This is a genomic window from Blastococcus sp. SYSU DS0617 (assembly GCF_054051075.1).
This window is the reverse complement of sequence record NZ_JBJHAO010000028.1, coordinates 1-16,603: the sequence shown is the minus strand read 5'-3', so window position 1 is coordinate 16,603 and position 16,603 is coordinate 1. Positions and strand designations below refer to the sequence as shown.

14 protein-coding genes are annotated in these 16,603 nt (G+C 70.5%); 7 read left to right on the top strand and 7 right to left on the bottom strand.

All coding sequences use genetic code 11. The features are described 5' to 3' along the window. Positions 1-257: 257 nt before the first annotated feature. The 7 genes from ACI793_RS19150 to ACI793_RS19120 form a co-directional block, all read right to left on the bottom strand. The gene (locus tag ACI793_RS19150; RefSeq protein ID WP_456607970.1) at positions 258-974 is read right to left on the bottom strand and encodes an SDR family NAD(P)-dependent oxidoreductase; all 717 of its coding nucleotides are present in this window, start codon (positions 972-974) and stop codon (positions 258-260) included. A gap of 36 nt (positions 975-1,010) precedes the next feature. After that, complete coding sequence (locus ACI793_RS19145) at positions 1,011-2,030, bottom strand: NAD(P)-dependent alcohol dehydrogenase (protein ID WP_456607969.1); 1,020 nt, start codon at positions 2,028-2,030, stop codon at positions 1,011-1,013. Between the two features lie 46 nt (positions 2,031-2,076). Continuing rightward, a complete protein-coding gene (locus ACI793_RS19140; RefSeq protein WP_456607968.1) occupies positions 2,077-2,898 on the bottom strand; it encodes an SDR family NAD(P)-dependent oxidoreductase in 822 nt (273 codons plus the stop codon). Continuing rightward, complete coding sequence (locus ACI793_RS19135; RefSeq protein ID WP_456607967.1) at positions 2,895-3,932, bottom strand: ABC transporter permease; 1,038 nt, start codon at positions 3,930-3,932, stop codon at positions 2,895-2,897. Before ACI793_RS19135 ends, ACI793_RS19140 begins: the two co-directional genes overlap by 4 nt. Further along, entirely contained in the window at positions 3,929-5,530 is a 1,602-nt protein-coding gene (locus tag ACI793_RS19130; RefSeq protein ID WP_456607966.1) for a sugar ABC transporter ATP-binding protein, read from the bottom strand. The genes ACI793_RS19135 and ACI793_RS19130 overlap by 4 nt, the downstream gene beginning before the upstream one ends. A gap of 28 nt (positions 5,531-5,558) precedes the next feature. Then, positions 5,559-6,719, bottom strand: coding sequence for a sugar ABC transporter substrate-binding protein (locus ACI793_RS19125; protein WP_456607965.1), 1,161 nt, complete (start codon positions 6,717-6,719; stop codon positions 5,559-5,561). A 318-nt stretch (positions 6,720-7,037) separates the two neighbouring features. After that, positions 7,038-7,799 carry a FadR/GntR family transcriptional regulator gene (locus tag ACI793_RS19120; RefSeq protein ID WP_456607964.1) on the bottom strand — a complete coding sequence of 254 codons (762 nt, stop codon included), beginning with the start codon at positions 7,797-7,799 and terminating at the stop codon, positions 7,038-7,040. 305 nt (positions 7,800-8,104) lie between these two features. Between ACI793_RS19120 and ACI793_RS19115 the strand changes: the two genes are divergently transcribed. The 7 genes from ACI793_RS19115 (at position 8,105) to ACI793_RS19085 (ending at position 16,221) form a co-directional block, all read left to right on the top strand. Then, a complete protein-coding gene (locus ACI793_RS19115) occupies positions 8,105-9,319 on the top strand; it encodes a fumarylacetoacetate hydrolase family protein (RefSeq protein ID WP_456607963.1) in 1,215 nt (404 codons plus the stop codon). Beyond that, positions 9,316-10,269 carry a C-terminal binding protein gene (locus ACI793_RS19110; RefSeq protein ID WP_456607962.1) on the top strand — a complete coding sequence of 318 codons (954 nt, stop codon included), beginning with the start codon at positions 9,316-9,318 and terminating at the stop codon, positions 10,267-10,269. Before ACI793_RS19115 ends, ACI793_RS19110 begins: the two co-directional genes overlap by 4 nt. Before the next feature lie 67 nt (positions 10,270-10,336). Continuing rightward, positions 10,337-11,779 carry an aldehyde dehydrogenase family protein gene (locus ACI793_RS19105; RefSeq protein ID WP_456607961.1) on the top strand — a complete coding sequence of 481 codons (1,443 nt, stop codon included), beginning with the start codon at positions 10,337-10,339 and terminating at the stop codon, positions 11,777-11,779. A gap of 8 nt (positions 11,780-11,787) precedes the next feature. After that, positions 11,788-13,320, top strand: coding sequence for a xylulokinase (gene xylB / locus ACI793_RS19100; RefSeq protein WP_456607960.1), 1,533 nt, complete (start codon positions 11,788-11,790; stop codon positions 13,318-13,320). Beyond that, positions 13,317-14,024 (top strand): HAD family hydrolase, encoded by a 708-nt coding sequence (locus ACI793_RS19095; protein WP_456607959.1) that lies wholly within the window; start codon positions 13,317-13,319, stop codon positions 14,022-14,024. The genes xylB and ACI793_RS19095 overlap by 4 nt, the downstream gene beginning before the upstream one ends. Continuing rightward, positions 14,021-14,791, top strand: a complete 771-nt coding sequence (gene rpiA, locus ACI793_RS19090) for a ribose-5-phosphate isomerase RpiA (protein ID WP_456607958.1) — start codon at positions 14,021-14,023, stop codon at positions 14,789-14,791. Before ACI793_RS19095 ends, rpiA begins: the two co-directional genes overlap by 4 nt. Further along, positions 14,788-16,221: an aldehyde dehydrogenase family protein gene (locus ACI793_RS19085; protein ID WP_456607957.1), complete on the top strand. Its 1,434-nt coding sequence runs from the start codon at positions 14,788-14,790 to the stop codon at positions 16,219-16,221. The genes rpiA and ACI793_RS19085 overlap by 4 nt, the downstream gene beginning before the upstream one ends. The last annotated feature ends 382 nt before the right edge of the window (positions 16,222-16,603 follow it).

Genomic DNA, 16,603 nt, shown 5'->3' with positions numbered 1-16,603 from the left:
AGCACGCCTTCGGCATCGAGCCGCTGCTGGAGCTCGCCGAGCGCCAGGCCACGGACGACGGGATGGGCGATCTGCCCTATCCGCCGGACTACCCGAAGATGCCGGGTGAGCCGATGCGCGTGCAGCCCAGCCGCGCCAAGCGGGTGACCAGAGGAACCGACCGATGAATCGGTCGATGTACGCCGGGCACAGTGCTTACCTCCTGAGTCCCGACAGCCCCTGGAGCCTGCGTCCGGCGCGGGTGGTGCGCGGGTCGGTCAACGCAGCGTGTAGCCGCCGTCGACCAGCAGTTCACTGCCGCAGTAGAACCCGGCCTCCGAGCTGAGCAGGAAGGCGACCGTGGCGGCGATCTCGTCGGGGTTGGCCATCCGGCCCACGACGGTGGCCTGCAGCCACTGGTCGAACTGGTGCCGCTTGGCGTCCAGCAACGGCGTCGCCACGTAGCCCGGTGCGACCGCATTGACCCGGACACCACGGCCGCCCCACTCAGCGGCCAGCGACCGAGTCAGCGCGGTGACCCCGGCCTTGGAGGCGTTGTAGGCGCACTGCGCCTGTGGGCTGTTGACCACGTGGTTCCCACTCATCGACGAAATGGTGACGATGCTCCCGCTCCCTTGCGTCAGCATCACCCGCCCGAAGGCCTGGCAGGTCAGGAAGACCCCGCGCAGGTTCACCGACAGGGTGCGGTCGAACTGCTCCGGCGTCATCTCCTCGGCCGGGACGTCGTCCTCGACCACCCCAGCGGCGGCGACGAGCCCGTCGATGCGCCCCGTCTCAGCCAGCACGGCCGCAGCAGCCGCTGACACCGAGGCCGGGTCGGTCACATCGACCGTCACCGACGGCACGCCGTTCAACGGGCGCCGGTCCAGGGCGATCGGGTGCGCCCCCTCCTCGATCAACCGCTGGCAGATGGCGGCACCGATCCCCCCCGCAGCGCCGGTGACCGCCACCGTGCTCCCCGCTAGGCCCTTCATGACCACTCCTCCCCGCATCGCTCTTGACGGTCCCGCTTACCGCTGGGCGTAGACAGCGGCCCGGAGCACCTCGGGACGGTCCCGGGAGATCCGCATCGCTGCTTCGGCGCGGGCGAGCGGGAACGACGCCCCGATGAGCCCGTCCAACTGCACGCGCCCGTCCGCTGCGAACGCGATCGCTGCGGGATAGGCGTTGGCGTACCGGAACGTGCTGGTCAACGTGACCTCCCGGATCTGCATGACACCCAGCGGCAGCGACACGTCCGGATCCGGCCCGAAGCCAACGGCGACGGCGAGACCGCCAGGGCGAAGAGCGGCGATACCGCCGCGCAGGGCACTCGGTGCGCCACTGCACTCCACGAGCACGTCGGCCACCACGTCGGATGCATCAGTGACCAGCTGGGACTCCGGAACGCCGAAGGCCCGGGCCTGCTGGAGTCGCGCCGGGTCCACGTCGCTGAGCCAGACCGTCCCGGCCCCGAGCACCCTGGCGACCTGGGCGCACAGCACGCCGATCGCTCCCGCGCCGGTGACCAGGACCCGCTCCCCGCCCTGCAACCTCGCACGCCGGCAGGCCATCACGGCCACCGCCAACGGCTCGATCAAGGCGGCGTGCTCGAAGGACAGCTCATCGGGGATGGGGTGCGCCAGGTGAGCGGGCAGAGTCACGTACTGCTGCAGCGCCCCGTCATGGGGCGGGGTGGCGTAGAACGCCATGTCCGGGCACAGGTTGTAGTGACCGCTCGTGCACTGCACGCAGTGCCCGCAGAAGACCCCCGGCTCGAGCGCGACCCGTACACCGACAAGGTCAGGTGCCACACCGGCGCCGACCGCGCTCACCACCCCTGAGGTCTCGTGGCCGAGCACGAGCGGCCCCGTGACCTCGAAGTCCGCGATGCGGCCCCGCTCGTAGTAGTGCACGTCGGATCCGCAGATGGTCACCACCTCGACGCGGACCTGCACCTCGCCGGCGCCTGGCATGGGCATCGCCCGCTGCTCCAGCACCAGCCGGCCCACCTCCTGGAGGACCACTGTGGTGTTCGCGGTGTCGGTCATCTCCCTCTCCCCGCTCCTCCGCCGGACAACTCTCCGTCGGACGCCCTCACCAGATCGTGTAGCCGCCGTCCACGACGAGGACCGCACCGGTCATGTAGCTGGATGCATCGCTCGCCAGGAAGACCGCCGGTGGCCCCAGCTCCGCGGGGTCGGCGGCGCGTTGCTGAGCGGCGTTCTCCACCCAGTACGGGCGGTACGCCGGGTCGTCCAGGCGCGGGGCGACCATGTCGGTCCGGACGAAACCGGGAGCCAGCACGTTGACCCGCACTCCGTGCGGCGCCCACTCCCCCGCCAGCGATCGGGACAGCTGGTGAATGGCCGCCTTGGAGGCGTTGTAGGCCGGCTGCCACTGCGGGCGGTTGACCGCGAACGCCGAGATGGACCCGACGTTGACGATCGTGCCCGAGCCGCGCTCGACCATGCGCCGCCCGACGCTGCGACAGCAGTTCCACACCCCGCCGAGGTTCCCGTCCAGCACCCGCTGCCAGCCGTCGTGATCATCGGTGTCCAGCGTCGGGCTCCAGTGCGTGACGCCCGCGTTGTTCACCCAGACGTCCACCGGCCCCAGCTCGGCTTCCACGGCGGCGACAGCCGCCTCCACGCTGGCCGGATCGGCCACGTCCACCACCGCCGACGCGGTTCGCCGCCCGGTTCCGGCCAGTTCTTCCGCGGCGCGACGGCACCCCTCCCCGTCCCGGGCGAGCACGGCCACGTCGGCGCCGGCCTCGGCGAGTGCCTGCGCGACGGCCCGCCCCACGCCCCTGCTGCCGCCGGTCACCACGGCGACGCGGCCGTCCAGCCGGAAGCTGTCCAGCACACCACCGGTGCCCGTCCTGGCCGCACCACTCTCGGCCGGCGACGGGCTCACGCCGCCGCTCGCCGGCGCAGGACGGTGAACCGCGCGAGCGCCACCGCACCGATGAGCACGAGCCCGCTGAACAGCGGCTGCACGTATGCCTCGGCCCCGAGCATGAACAGACCGGTGGTGCCCGCCGCGATGAGGAAGACCGCGGTGAGCGTGCCCCACACGTTGTAGTAGCCGCGCCGCACCGACGTCTCCCCCAGGAAACAGGCGGCGAAGGCCGGGAGCAGGAACTCCGAGCCGGTGGTGGGGGCGGCCGAACCGACCTGGGCCACCTGCACCACGCCGCCGATCCCGCAGAGCACCGCGCCGACGACGAAGGCACCGACGACCAGCGGCCGCACCCGGATGCCGGTCAGCCGGGCTGCGTCCTCACTGCCACCGATGGCGTACAACCGTCGGCCGAGCGGCCGGAAGTACAGCAGGTACCAGAGCACCACAGCCGCGACCAGCACGTACATGAACGGCAGAGGAATGCCGAACGGCCGGTTCTGTCCCAGCGAGGTGAACGACTCCGGGATGCCCTGGTAGATCACCCCTCCCTCGGAGTAGTACAGCAGCAACCCGAACAGCACCGAGGACGTCGCCAAGGTCACCACGAGTGAATTCAGGTCGGCGTAGGCCACGAGCAATCCGTTGGCCAGACCCACGATGACGGACATGGCGACCACGATCAGGACAGCGGGCACCCAGCCGTCGACAGTCCCCCGGGACATGAGCCCGGCGACGAGCATGCCGCTGAAGGCGGCGATCGCCCCCACGGACAGGTCGAAGTGACCGACGATGAGTGGAAGCATGAGCCCGAACGCGACAAGGGCCAGCGCCGAGTTCGCCTGCAGCACCGAGCCCAGGTTGCCGATCGTCGCGTAGGTCTCCGGACGCAGTGCGGAGAACAGGCCGACCACCACCACGAGGCCCACGACGATGGCGTAGTTGCGCACCAGGTGGCCCGGCAGCCGGGCCAGCGAACGGTTCTCGGCCGCCGGCGGGGGGGACGCGGATTCGGTGGCCGCGGATGAGTCGTGGGCAGTGGTCGTCACGATGCCTCCTGGATGGTCGAGGGCGAGTGCGGGGTCGGGCCCACGGAGGTGTCCACCGCATAGGCCGCTGCGCTGATGCGCTCGTGGGTGATCTCCTCGCCGCTGAGCTCGGCGACGAGGCTGCCGCGGCGCATCACCAGCACCCGGTCGGCGTATGCGGCGATCAACTCGATGTCGGAGTCGAGCAGCAGGACAGCGAGCCCGTCATTGCGCACCCGGTCGACAACCGTGCTCATGATGGCTTCCCGCGCACCCACGTCGACGCCGTACGTGGGCTCGTCCAACAGCAACAGCTTGAGGTCCAGCTGCAGCCATTTCGCCAGGATCACCTTCTGCTGGTTTCCGCCCGACAGCTCCCCCAGCGCCTTCTCCGGATCAGCCGGCCGGACGTCCAGGTCCTGGATCGCCTTCCATGCGACCGTCCTGCGTCGGGCACCGGACAGCACACCGCGCCGCAACAGGCGCGGCAGGTCGGTGAGGGACACGTTCTCGGCCACGCTGAACGTCCGGACCGCCGCCTGACTGCGGTCCTGAGGGACGTAACCCACGCCGCGGTCGACCGAGCCCCGGGGTGTGGGCCGGTCGATCACCTCGCCGTCCAGCTCGATGGTGCCCGAACGGCGCGCCTGGGCACCGAACACCAACCGGCCCAGTTCGCTGCGCCCGGAACCGATCAGCCCGGTCACCGCGACCAGTTCGCCAGGCCGGACCTCCAGGGACACGTCCCGTACCCGCGCCCCGGTGACGTTCCGCAGGACGAGCCCCCGGTCGTCCGCAGGCCGGCTGACCCGGCCCGACCGGCCGGCGACCACCGGGGTCCGGTCCGCGCTGCGCCCGGTGATGGTCGCCGTGAGCCGGGCCTCGTCGGTTGCCGTCACCGAGTCGTCGAAGACCACCCTGCCGTCGCGGAGCACGGTGACCTGGTCGGCCATCGCGAACACTTCGTCCAGCCGGTGCGACACGTAGATCAGGGCTACGTCGGCATCGCGCAGTGCCCGGCAACGCTGCAGCAGCTCATCGACCTGCGCATGGGGCAGGCGCGCGGTCGGCTCGTCGAGTACGAGCACGCCGCGGCCCGGTTCGAGACCCCGCAGCGCGCGGGCCATCGCGACCAGCGTCTTCTGCACCGGCCCCAGCTCACCGACCGGCGTGCGGGGGTCGATATCCAGCCCCACCGCCTCCAGGTCGCTGCGCGTGGCGGCGCGCTGAGCCCGCCACCGGATCGTCCCGGCCGGTCCTGACTCGAAGCCCAGGGCAAGCGCGAGATTGTCCTGGACCGACATCGACTCCACGAGGCCGAGGTCCTGGTGGACGAAGCGCACCCCAGCCGCGTGGACGGCGGCCGGTGTGATCGGAGAGTGCAACTCCTCGCCGTGCAGGAGCACCTTCCCCGCGGTGGCCTCGTGGTATCCGGCCAGGATCTTGATCAGCGTGGACTTGCCGGATCCGTTGGCGCCCAGCAGAGCGTGGATGGAGCCGGCGTGGAAGGAGATGTCGACGTGGTCGAGGACCCGGTTCTGGCCGAAATCCTTGGTCAGACCACGGACCGCGACGCTGGGAGCCGCTGGCTCGGTCCCCGCGCCCCCGACGGGGGTCACCGCGGTCCCTCGAGGTAGAGGCGGCTTGTCACCGCAGACCCCACAGTTCCTCGAACTTCGCCCGGAAGTCGAAGTTCCCCTGCCAACCCTCGTTCTCCAGCTCGGCCACCTGCTCGGGGGTCAGCGCGTCGAGGACCTCCTGATCGAACATCGCCACGGGGATGATCGAGGTCCAGTCGACCGGCTCCTCCCCATTGCTGATCCTGTTGATGTTGTCCACGACGGAGTAGGCGAGCCACTCGCGCGGGTCGGCGAAGCAGACCCTCTGACTGCCACCGGCGCGGATGATCGCGATGTTCTCGGGGTTGCAGTCGAACCCGGCGCCGGAGACGGTGTCGGCGAGGCCGGCGCGGTCGAGGCTGTTGATCACCCGGAACAAGCAGGAGTCGAAGCAGGACACCCAGTTGATGTCGGGGTCACCCTGGATCGTCGCCGTCGCCTGGGCGGCCGGACCGGTGGTCGGGTTGTCGAAGTTGGAGAGGCTCCACTCCTTGGTCGTGATCTCGCAACCCGGGCAGTTCTCTTCCTGCTCGAGGTACTCCTGGCTGCCCTTGTACTGGCCGTTCACGGTGATGTAGAGGTCCGTGTTCTTCATCTGCAGCAGGTTCAGCTCGGCCTCGCTCTCGCAGACCATGTACTGCGCGATCGCCTCGCCGCTGCGCACCCAGTCGAAGGAGACGTCCGGAACCGTTTCCGGAGTGTTCTTCAGCGACCCCAGCGTGATCACCGGGATGCCGGCCTCGATGGCGCGCTGGATGCCGGACTGCACCCGGGTGGTGTCCACGAACACCAGCGCCACCGCATCAGCACCCTCGTCGATGGCGGAGTTGAGGGCGTTCAGCTGGACCTCCGGCTTGCCCTGACCATCGCTGATCTTGGTGTTCCAGCCGAGCTGCTCACCCGCCGCAGCGATCGCCTCGGCGGGCCGGGCTGCGCCGGTGGACGCCATCTGCTCCGGGATGACGACGACGTCCAGTCCCTGCTGCGGCGCCGGGCTCTCCTCCGGCCCGGTCCAACCGTTCTCGTTCTTGGCCGCGTCCAGCAGCTCGGAGGCGCCGTCGCAGGCCTTCTCCACGGCGGCGTCTCGATCGGCCTGGCTGACGTCCGATGCGGCGTCCGAGCCACCGCCGCCGCAGGCCGGGATGCTCAGCACCGCGGCGGCGACGGCGCCCGCCGCGATCCTGCGCACGAGGGACCTCTGTCCGATGCTTCTCACGTCTCTCCTGCTTTCGGTAGGCCGCTGTCCGGATGGCAGCGGGCGGGTGGTGTTGGTCGGGCCGGCCGCGGACGACCGAACGGACGTCCGCGGCATGGCTCGGGCGCCCGGGCCGCGACCCGGGCGTGTGTTCGTGACCGGCGATGGGGTGAGCGGGCGGCTGGCGGCCGTCCGCGGGTCAGAAGCTGCGGCGTTGTCGGCTGACGCGCACTCAGGACTGGTCACCTTCGAGTTGTGTCCTCGCCCGCACGAGCGACGGGCACCCGGCGCAGTCATCCCCGAGCCGGGCCCTCACCCGGTGCCGGGGCGGGACTCCTGGGAGCTCTGGGTGCTCTCGGCGCCCTTTGCCTCTTCGCGAGCGGCCAGCAGCCGGTTCCTGCTCGCGAACACTCGGCGCAGATGACGCTCCGTGGCGTAGCGGGCTCGTGCGGGATCGCCGGACGAGATCGCCTGCTCTATCTCCGCGTGCTCCTCGATCGTGTTGTGGGCCTCCGAGGGGTATCCGGGGCCGTTGCTGTAGGTGTCGCGGAGGAACCCGTTGATCGGGCCCACCACCAGGCGGAAAAACGGATTCCCGCTCGCCTCGGCCATGACCTCGTGGAAGTCGAGGTCCGCCGCCAGGAACTCGGGCCGGGACTGGGTGGACCGGCTCAACTGCTCGTTGCACCGGCGCAGCTCGGCCAGATGCTCCGGGGACCGGCGGGCGGCCGCCAGCGCGGCCATCTCGACCTCCAGAACCAGTCGCAGCTCGAGCAACTGGTCGAAGGTCCCGTCGCTCAGTCGGAGCAGCAAGCCGTACTGCTCGGCGATGAACCGTCCGTCGAAGTCGGCGACGGTCATGCCGCGGCCCGGCCTGACCGTCACCAGGCCGCGCTGCACCAGCAAGCGGGCAGCCTCGCGCACCACCGTCCGGCTGACGTTGAAACGGTTGGCTAGTTCGGCCTCGCTCGGCAACCGGTCCCCCGGGATCAGGCTGGCACCCAGGATTTCCTGCTGGAGGGCATCCGCGAGCGCCTCCGGCAGTCGCTGACGAGACCCGAGATGATCTGGCATGGCCGGAAACGTAGGACAAGATGATGATGTGGTCAAGGCCACACGACACAGTCCTCGTCGGCGCGTTTTGAGGCTTGGCACGGCGCCGTGCTGCGGGTTTGTGCCTGCGAACGAGGTCGGCGACGAGGCGGGGCCTTGTGGCTTTCGCGCGGCTTGGCGGCTCAGCGGTCATATGATAGGACATCTACTGAGACGTCGCTCACACGCGCGTCGAGTGCTCGCTGACCTCCCCCCGGCATCTCGATGTCCGAGCGAGCCCACGCAGCTGCCGTCGACTCCCACCCCTCCAGGAAGGCCAGAACCCCGTGGACCTCAGTGCCTATGCAGACCTCGTTCTCCCCGAGGACGCCGACCGGGCGACCCTGGTCGGACGCTTGTTCGACCCCGAGTCCGAGGGTCCGTGCGTCGTCACGGTTCGCGGCTCCACGCTGGTGGACCTGACCTCGGTTGAACCGACCGTGGCCGACCTGCTGGAGCGCCCGGACGCCGTCGACGTCGTCCGGAGCACGTCAGGTCGCAGCTGGCCCCTGGCCGAGGTCCTGGCTGCCACGCTCACAGGCGACCGCACGAGGCCGCACCTGCTCGCCCCGGTGGACCTGCAGGTGCTCAAGGCTGCCGGGGTGACCTTCGTGCGCAGCATGCTCGAGCGGGTGATCGAGGAACGGGCCGCCGGCGACCCGGCCCGCGCTCAGGAGGTCCGCGCGAGGCTGGGTGATGTGGTCGGCGGCGCCATCTCCCAGATCCGACCCGGCTCACCGGAGGCCGAGCGGGTCAAGCAGGTGCTCCTGGCGGAGGGGCTGTGGTCGCAGTACCTCGAGGTCGGCATCGGGCCGGATCCGGAAATCTTCACCAAGGCACCGGTGCTCTCGGCCGTCGGCACCGGCGCCCAGATCGGCGTGCTCGCCCGGTCATCCTGGAACAACCCGGAACCGGAGATGGTGCTGGCGGTGACCTCTACGGGCATGCCCGTGGCGGCCACCCTGGGCAACGATGTGAACCTGCGCGACTTCGAGGGCCGCAGCGCCCTGCTGCTCACCGAGGCCAAGGACAACAACGCCTCGTGCGCCCTGGGTCCCTTCCTCCGCCTCTTCGACGAGGGCTTCTCCCTCGACGACGCCGCGTCCGTGGACGTGGCCCTGCGCATCAGCGGGCCGGAGGGTTACGTGCTCGAAGGCGTCAACCCGGTCAGTGAGATCAGCCGGCATCCCCGGGAGCTGGTGGCACACGCCCATGGCGCCCACCACCAGTACCCCGACGGCTTCGTGCTGTTCACGGGCACGATGTTCGCACCGACCGAGGACCGGGGAACCCCGGGCCAGGGCTTCACCCACCGAACCGGCGACGTGGTCAGCATCTCCTCGCCGAAGCTCGGGACCCTGGTCAACCTGGTCACCAGCGCCGAGGAAGCTCCGGACTGGACGTTCGGCATCCGTGACCTGATGCGCAACCTCTCCGGTCGAGGGCTCCTGCGCAGCGAGGCCGCTCGGCCAGCGCAGGCGCCGGCGGGTGCACCGGCATGAGCCGGATGGTGGTGACCGACCAGGCGTTCGGCGGGGTGGACCAGGAGGCGGCGACCGCCCGGCGCTTCGGCGCCGAGTTCGCGGAGTACGCCTGTACGAGCGAGGCCGAGACCATCGCGGCGGTGACGGGCGCAGACGTCGTCCTGGTCAATTTCGCGCCGATCACCGAGAAGGTGCTGAGCGCGATGGCGCCCGGTGCAACGGTGATCCGGTATGGGATCGGCTACGACAACGTCGATTGCGCCGCGGCCGGACGGCTCGGCATCTCGGTCGCGAACGTTCCCGACTACGGCAGCGACACGGTGGCCGACCACACCGTGGCCAGCCTGCTCACACTGCTGCGCAAGCTGCCGGCCTACGACCGATCCGTGCGTGAGCACGGCTGGTGCCCGCCGGGGAGCCTGGGATCTCTGCCCGGCTTCGCCTCGACGACCGTCGGGCTGATCGGCACCGGCCGGATCGGGCTCGCCGTCGCAGATCGGCTGCGCCCGTTCGGGTTCCGGGTACTGGCCGCTGATCCGTACGCCGATGCCGCCGGTCTGCAGGACGCGGGCATCGAGCTGGTCGACGTACCCGAGCTGTTCAGCCGCTCGCATGCCGTCTCGTTGCACGCCCCTCTCACCCCGGCCACCACGAACCTGATCGACGCCGAGGCATTGGCCCGGATGCCCCGCGGCGGGATCCTGGTCAACACGTCGCGCGGTGGGCTGGTCGACAGCGACGCCCTGGCAGACGCGCTGCAGAGCGGGCATCTCAGCGCTGCGGCGCTCGACGTCTTCGAGCCGGAACCGCTGTCCCCCACCTCCCGGCTCCGCGCTCTCCCCCAGGTGCTCCTCACGCCGCACGCGGCGTTCTTCTCCGACGACTCGGTCGCCGCCCTACAGCGGCTGGCCTGTGAGGAGGCCGCCCGCGCCCTGGCGGGTGAGCCCCTCCGGTGCCGGGTCGCGTGATCGATCAGCCTGTTCCGGACGACGCAATGATCCACGGCACCACCGACCTGACGGGAGCTCTGCGGGCATGAGCGACATCCAACGCGGCCTCAACCACATCGACGGACAGTGGCTGGACACCGACAGCGGAGCTGCGGTCACCGTCGTCAACCCCGCCACCGAGGAGGTGGTGGCCGAGGTTCCGGAGTCGGCGGGCACCGACGTGGACCGTGCAGTCGCCGCCGCCTGCCGCGCCTTCGGCGAGTGGCGGTGGCTCAACCCCTCGGTGCGGGCCGGGTACCTGCACGCCGTCGGGGACCGGATCGCCGCGGCGGAGGAGCGGGTGGGCGAGACGATCACGCGCGAGATGGGCAAGCCGTTCGACGAGGCCCGCGGCGAGGTCGCCAAGCTGGCCAAGACGTTCCACTTCTATGCGGAGGAGACGACACGCAGCACCGGCGCCGTGATCCCCAACGAGGAGGACGGCTACACGAGCCTCGTCGAGCGGGAGCCGATCGGCGTCGTCGGCGCGATCGCCCCCTGGAACTACCCGGTGGAGCTCATCGGCTGGAAGCTGGCCGCAGCCTTGGGGGCGGGATGCACCATCGTCGTCAAGCCCTCGGAGTACACGCCGACCTCGGCGATCGAGCTGTTCCGCTGCATCGAGGCCGCCGGGGTGCCGGCCGGGGTGGCCAATCTCGTGCACGGCACGGGCCGGGCAGGGGGCGCGCTCATCGCCCATCCCGACATCAACAAGGTGGCGTTCACCGGCTCCGGGGAGACCGGCGCGCTGATCCAGCGCTCGGTGCACGGGGTCAAGCCGATGTCGATGGAACTGGGCGGCAACTGTCCGATGATCGTCACCGCACAGGCCGACATCGAGGCCGCCGTGGCCGGTGCGCTGCGCCGGGGGTTCCGGAACGCCGGACAGATCTGCATCGCCGTCAACCGGATCTACGTGCACCAGGACCTCTATGCCGAGTTCGTGGAGCGGCTCGGGCAGGCCGCCGCCGCGCTGGTCGTCGCCGACGGGTTCTCCGAGAACGCCGCGATGGGGCCGGTGACCAACACCGAGGTACTGGCCAAGGTGGAGCGGCACGTCGTCGACGCCCGGGGGCGCGGGGCGCGGGTCGTGGCCGGCGGCCAACGAGTCGCCGGCATGGAACGGGGCTACTTCTACGCCCCGACCGTCCTGGCTGATTGCGACCAGGCAATGCTCGTGATGCACGAGGAGACCTTCGGGCCCGTCGTCGGCGTCGCGCCCTACCGGGAACTCGACGACGTCATCGGGCTGGCCAACAGCACCCCGGCCGGGTTGGCGGCCTATGTCTACAGCCGCGACGTCGGCGAGGTGTTCGCGCTGGGCCGTCGGCTCGACTTCGGGAGCGTGGCGGTCAACAACGTCGACGCGGGGATCATCAACGCCCCCTACGGCGGCCGCAAGGGCAGCGGGTACGGCTACGAGCACGGGCGCGAGGGGCTGGACTCCTACCTGCAGCTCAAGCACGTCCGCATCCGGCACGGAGCCTGAGGGCCGCCATGTCCGACGTGTGGATCGGCATCGACCTCGGGACCTCCGCATGCAAGGTCCTGGCCCTGGGCGCCTCCGGTGAGGTACTGACCACCGCCACCCGGCGGTACCCCCTGAACACCCCACGGCCTGGATGGGCCGAGCAGGAGCCGAACGACTGGTGGGAGGCCACCGACGAGTGCGTCCGGGAGGTACTCGGCTCCCTCGGCGGACGATTCACGGTGCAGGGGTTCGGGCTCTGTGGTCAGATGCACGGGCTCACGGCCCTCGGCGCCGAACACGAGGTGCTGCGACCGGTCATCCTCTGGAACGACCAGCGCGCTGCGCCGCAGTGCGAGGAGATCACCGAACGGGCCGGGGGGCTGCCCGGGCTCCTGGAGCTGGTGCAGAACCGGATGATCCCGGGCTTTACCGCCGGCAAGATCCTCTGGTTGCGCGAGAACGAGCCGCAGACCTACGCGCGGATGCGGCACGTGCTCAACCCGAAGGACTACGTCCGGCTCCGGATGACCGGGGAACTGGTCACCGACGTCAGCGACGCCTCCGGAACCGGCCTCTTCGACGTCCGCGCACGACGGTGGTCCACCCGGTTGCTGGAGCTGCTGGACCTGCCCGAGGACCTGCTGCCCCGGGTCGCCGAGTCCACCGACGTGACCGGCGGACTGACCGCCGAGATCGCCCAGCGGTGGGGCGTGGCGACCGGCACCCCGGTCGTCGGCGGCGGCGGGGACGCGGTCCTGCAGACCACCTCCATGGGGGTGGTCGAGGAAGGCGTCCTGGGCGTCACTCTCGGGACCGCAGGAGTGGTGGGCGGAGCCATGACGAGCTGCCCACCAGCACCCGACGGCCGGCTGCAGATCTCCTGCGGCAACGCCCCGGACCGGTGGCATGTGATGGGCGTGGCGCTCAACAGCGGCGGCGCCCTGCAATGGCTGCGCGACGCCCTGCAGCCGCTGACGCCCGCGGCGGGGCTGGACTACGGGCGGCTGGTGGAACTGGCTCAACAGGCTCCGCCCGGCGCCCAGGGACTGCTCTTCCTTCCCTACCTGCTCGGCGAGCGCTGCCCGCACCTGGCCCCCGAAGCACGGGGTTCCTGGGTCGGGCTCACCCACGCCCACACCGCCGCCCACCTGAGCCGCAGCGTCATGGAGGGGGTGCTCCTGAACCTCCGCGAGGTCTTCGACATCCAGGCCGCCGTCGGCGGCCGCCGGGCGGCCCAGGTCCGGGCGTCCGGGGGCGCCACCAGCGAACCGTTGTGGACACGGCTGTTGGCGGACGTGCTGCAGACCGAGGTGGCCACCGTGACCGGCGCCGTGCACGGAGGCGCCTTCGGCGCCGCATTCCTGGCTGGGGTCGGCACTGGGCACTGGCCCTCCATCGAGTCCGTCGCCGACGTCGTCCACGTCACCGGGACGACCGCCCCCGATCCCGCCGTGGCCGACGTATACGCGGACCTGCACGACGTCCACCGCACGCTGTACGAGGCTCTTCGGCCGGCCTTCGCGTCGCTGGCGGCCGTGAACCTTCGGGACAGCGCATGACGGCGGGTCCGGTCACCGGCATCGCGTTCGACCTGGACGGCACGCTGGTCAACAGCGGGGCCGACATCGCCGGGGCCATCAACGCCATGCTCGCCACCCACGGGATCCAGGCCCAGCCGGTCGGCTACGTCGAGCAGTTCATCGGCGAGGGCACCCGCAACCTGGTCGCCGGCGTCTACCGCGGGATGGGAATCGAGGTGTCCGGCGAGCGCCTCGACGAGGACACCCGGACGTACCTGCAGAGCTATGCCGAAAACCCGGTCGTGCACTCGACGCTGTACGCCGACGCCCGCGCCGGGCTCACCGCGCTCGCCCAGCGCGGTGTCGCGCTCGGGGTCTGCACGAACAAGACCCAGCACATGGCAGAGGCGGTCCTCACCGGTCTCGGCCTCCGTGACTTGTTCGCCGCCGTCGTGGGCGCAGACGCGGTGGCGGCGTCCAAGCCGGCACCCGAGCACCTGCTCACCGCACTCGAGCAGATGGGCACGCCGATGGACCAGGCGTTGTTCGTCGGGGACACCGACGTGGACGTCGAATGCGCCCGCCGGGCGGGGGTCCCCCTCGTCCTGGTGGATTGGGCGCCCGCCCGGGTGGAGCCACAGGCCGCCCGACGGATCCGCCGGTTCGCCGAACTCGGCGACCTGCTGGACGCCCGCACGTCCCCCAACGTGCGCCCCGGCCGACCGGGCGCCACGCACCCATGAAGGAGTCCACCGTGCAACCCCAGACCCCCCAGGACGTCGCGAAGCTGGCCGCCGGCCGACGAGCGGCCGAGGTCTACGGCAAGGACGGCGCCAAGCTCGGCTTGGGGTCCGGCACGACGTCTCACTGGTTCGTCCGGGCGCTCGCCGAGCGCGTCCGGGACGGGCTCGACGTCGTCGGCGTCCCCACCTCAACGGCCACCCGCGACCTGGCCCTGGAACTCGGCGTACCGCTGGCCGACCTGAACGACCTGCCTGAGCTCGACGTGTGTATCGACGGCCCCGACGAGATCGACGCCGACGGCAGCATGATCAAGGGTGGCGGCGCCTGTCTGCTGTGGGAGAAGGTCGTCGCCCGGGCGTCGCACCACCGGGTGATCGTGGCTGATGACAGCAAGGTGGTGGCCCGGCTCGGCGCGTTCCCCCTGCCGATCGAAGTGCTGCCCTTCGGATGGGTGAGCAGCGAACTCCTCATTCGGGCCCTGCTGGCTGACGCCGGCTATGCCGACGTCCCGATCACTCGACGCACCAAGGGCGGCGAGCTGGTTGTCACCGACAGCGGCAACTACATCCTCGACGCCCGTCTGGGCGCCGTGCACGACGCCGCGGCGCTGGCCGTGGCGCTGAACCAGATCCCCGGCGTGGTGGAGAACGGCCTCTTCGTCGGCATCACCGACGAGGTGGTCCTGGGCCACCGGGACGGATCGGCCGAGGTGGTCGGGCTTCCTCTGGAAGTGCCGCCGGCAACCCCCACAGGAGGAGCAGCGTGATCCACGGCAATTACATCAACGGCACCTGGTCGGAGGGCACGGAAGCGTCCGCGAACATCAACCCCTCGGACGTCACCGATACGGTCGGCCAGTACGCCCAAGGGGACGCCGCCGCGGTCACCGCCGCGGTCGCCGCGGCCAAGGATGCCTACAACACCTGGTCGCTGTCGTCCCCGCAGCAGCGCTTCGACGTCCTGGACGCCGCAGGCAGCCAAATTCTCGCCCGACGATCGGAGCTCGGCGAGCTGCTGGCCAGGGAGGAGGGCAAGCCCATCGCCGAAGCCAGCGCGGAGGTCAACCGGGCCGGCCAGATCTTCAAGTTCTTCGCCGGCGAGGCGCTGCGGAACTCCGGTGAGCTGCTGCCCTCCGTGCGTCCGGGGATGACCGTAGAGATGACTCGTGAGCCGGTCGGCGTGGTCGGCCTGATCACACCGTGGAACTTCCCCATCGCCATTCCGGCCTGGAAGATGGCTCCCGCGCTGGCATTCGGGAACACCGTTGTCATCAAGCCAGCTGAGCTCGTTCCCGGCTGCACCTGGGAGCTGGTGAAGATCCTGGCCGACAGCGGCCTGCCCGCCGGCGTGCTGAACCTGGTGATGGGGCGGGGGTCGGTGGTCGGCGAGGCGCTCGTCTCGTCCACTGACGTCGCCGCGGTCAGCTTCACCGGCTCGGTGCCCGTGGGAAGGCAGCTCGTGGCAGCGTGCGCGGCGAACGGCAAACGTGTGCAGGCCGAGATGGGTGGCAAGAACCCGATGGTCGTCCTCGACGATGCCGACTTGGACGTCGCGGTGGAAGCCAGCATCAATGGCGCATACTTCTCCACCGGGCAGCGCTGCACGGCCTCCTCCCGGCTGATCGTCACCGCCGGCATCCATGATCGGTTCGTCGATGCCATGACGCGCCGCATGCGGGATCTGCGGGTCGGCCATGCCCTCGACCCGGACACGGTCATCGGCCCGGTGGTCGACCAGCGTCAGCTGGACCAGGACCTCGACTACATCCGGTCCGCGGGGGCCGACGGCGGAGTGGTGCACGGTGGCGAGCGGGTGACCTGCCGCACCGAGGGTTTCTACCTCGCGCCTGCGCTGATCACCGAGACCACCAGAGACATGCGGATCAACCACGAAGAGGTCTTCGGTCCAGTGGCCTCGGTCATCCGAGTGGCGGACTACGACGAGGCGCTCGCCGTCGCGAACGACATCGAGTACGGCCTCTCGACCGGTATCTGTTCCCGGTCGCTCAAGCACGTCGCGCACTTCAAGAGGCACGCCCAGGCGGGGATGGTGATGGTCAACGCCCCGACGGCAGGCGTCGACTACCACGTCGCTTTCGGCGGTAGCAAGGGTTCCAGTTACGGACCGCGCGAGCAGGGGCGCTACTCCCGGGAGTTCTACACCACGGTGAAGACTGCCTATATCAACCCCGGCTGAGCGGCTGAGCAATGCCGCACCCGACAATCGCCTGCTCGATGGACGCCCGGTCCCAGCGGTCGGTCGCCCCGTGACCGCAGAGCGATCGGCGTTGTACTTGCGCCGGGTGTCCGACCAGGGCACTCGCGCACGAGTCCCAGACGACGCCGACCGAGGGAGTGCGGCCGGCGTCAATGACGCCGGCCGGCGGCGCACATGGCGGTGAAACGAGAGGTGCCACTTCCCTCGACCGCCTGGCCTGTTCGGCATCGCGTCTCCCATCGTCGGGGGGGGGGCCCCCCCCCCCCCCCCCCCAGCCCCCCACACCCCCCCCCCCACCCCCCCCCACCCCCCCCCCCCCCCCCCCACAACCCCAGCCGATACCTCCGCCCGGCCACACCGG

Bases quoted from the DNA above. Each gene is read 5' to 3' on its own strand.
- ACI793_RS19120 (WP_456607964.1), bottom strand. From the start codon at position 7,799: ATGCCAGATCATCTCGGGTCTCGTCAGCGACTGCCGGAGGCGCTCGCG.
- ACI793_RS19105 (WP_456607961.1), top strand. From the start codon at position 10,337: ATGAGCGACATCCAACGCGGCCTCAACCACATCGACGGACAGTGGCTG.
- xylB (WP_456607960.1), top strand. From the start codon at position 11,788: ATGTCCGACGTGTGGATCGGCATCGACCTCGGGACCTCCGCATGCAAG.
- ACI793_RS19150 (WP_456607970.1), bottom strand. From the start codon at position 974: ATGAAGGGCCTAGCGGGGAGCACGGTGGCGGTCACCGGCGCTGCGGGG.
- ACI793_RS19095 (WP_456607959.1), top strand. From the start codon at position 13,317: ATGACGGCGGGTCCGGTCACCGGCATCGCGTTCGACCTGGACGGCACG.
- ACI793_RS19110 (WP_456607962.1), top strand. From the start codon at position 9,316: ATGAGCCGGATGGTGGTGACCGACCAGGCGTTCGGCGGGGTGGACCAG.
- rpiA (WP_456607958.1), top strand. From the start codon at position 14,021: ATGAAGGAGTCCACCGTGCAACCCCAGACCCCCCAGGACGTCGCGAAG.
- ACI793_RS19145 (WP_456607969.1), bottom strand. From the start codon at position 2,030: ATGACCGACACCGCGAACACCACAGTGGTCCTCCAGGAGGTGGGCCGG.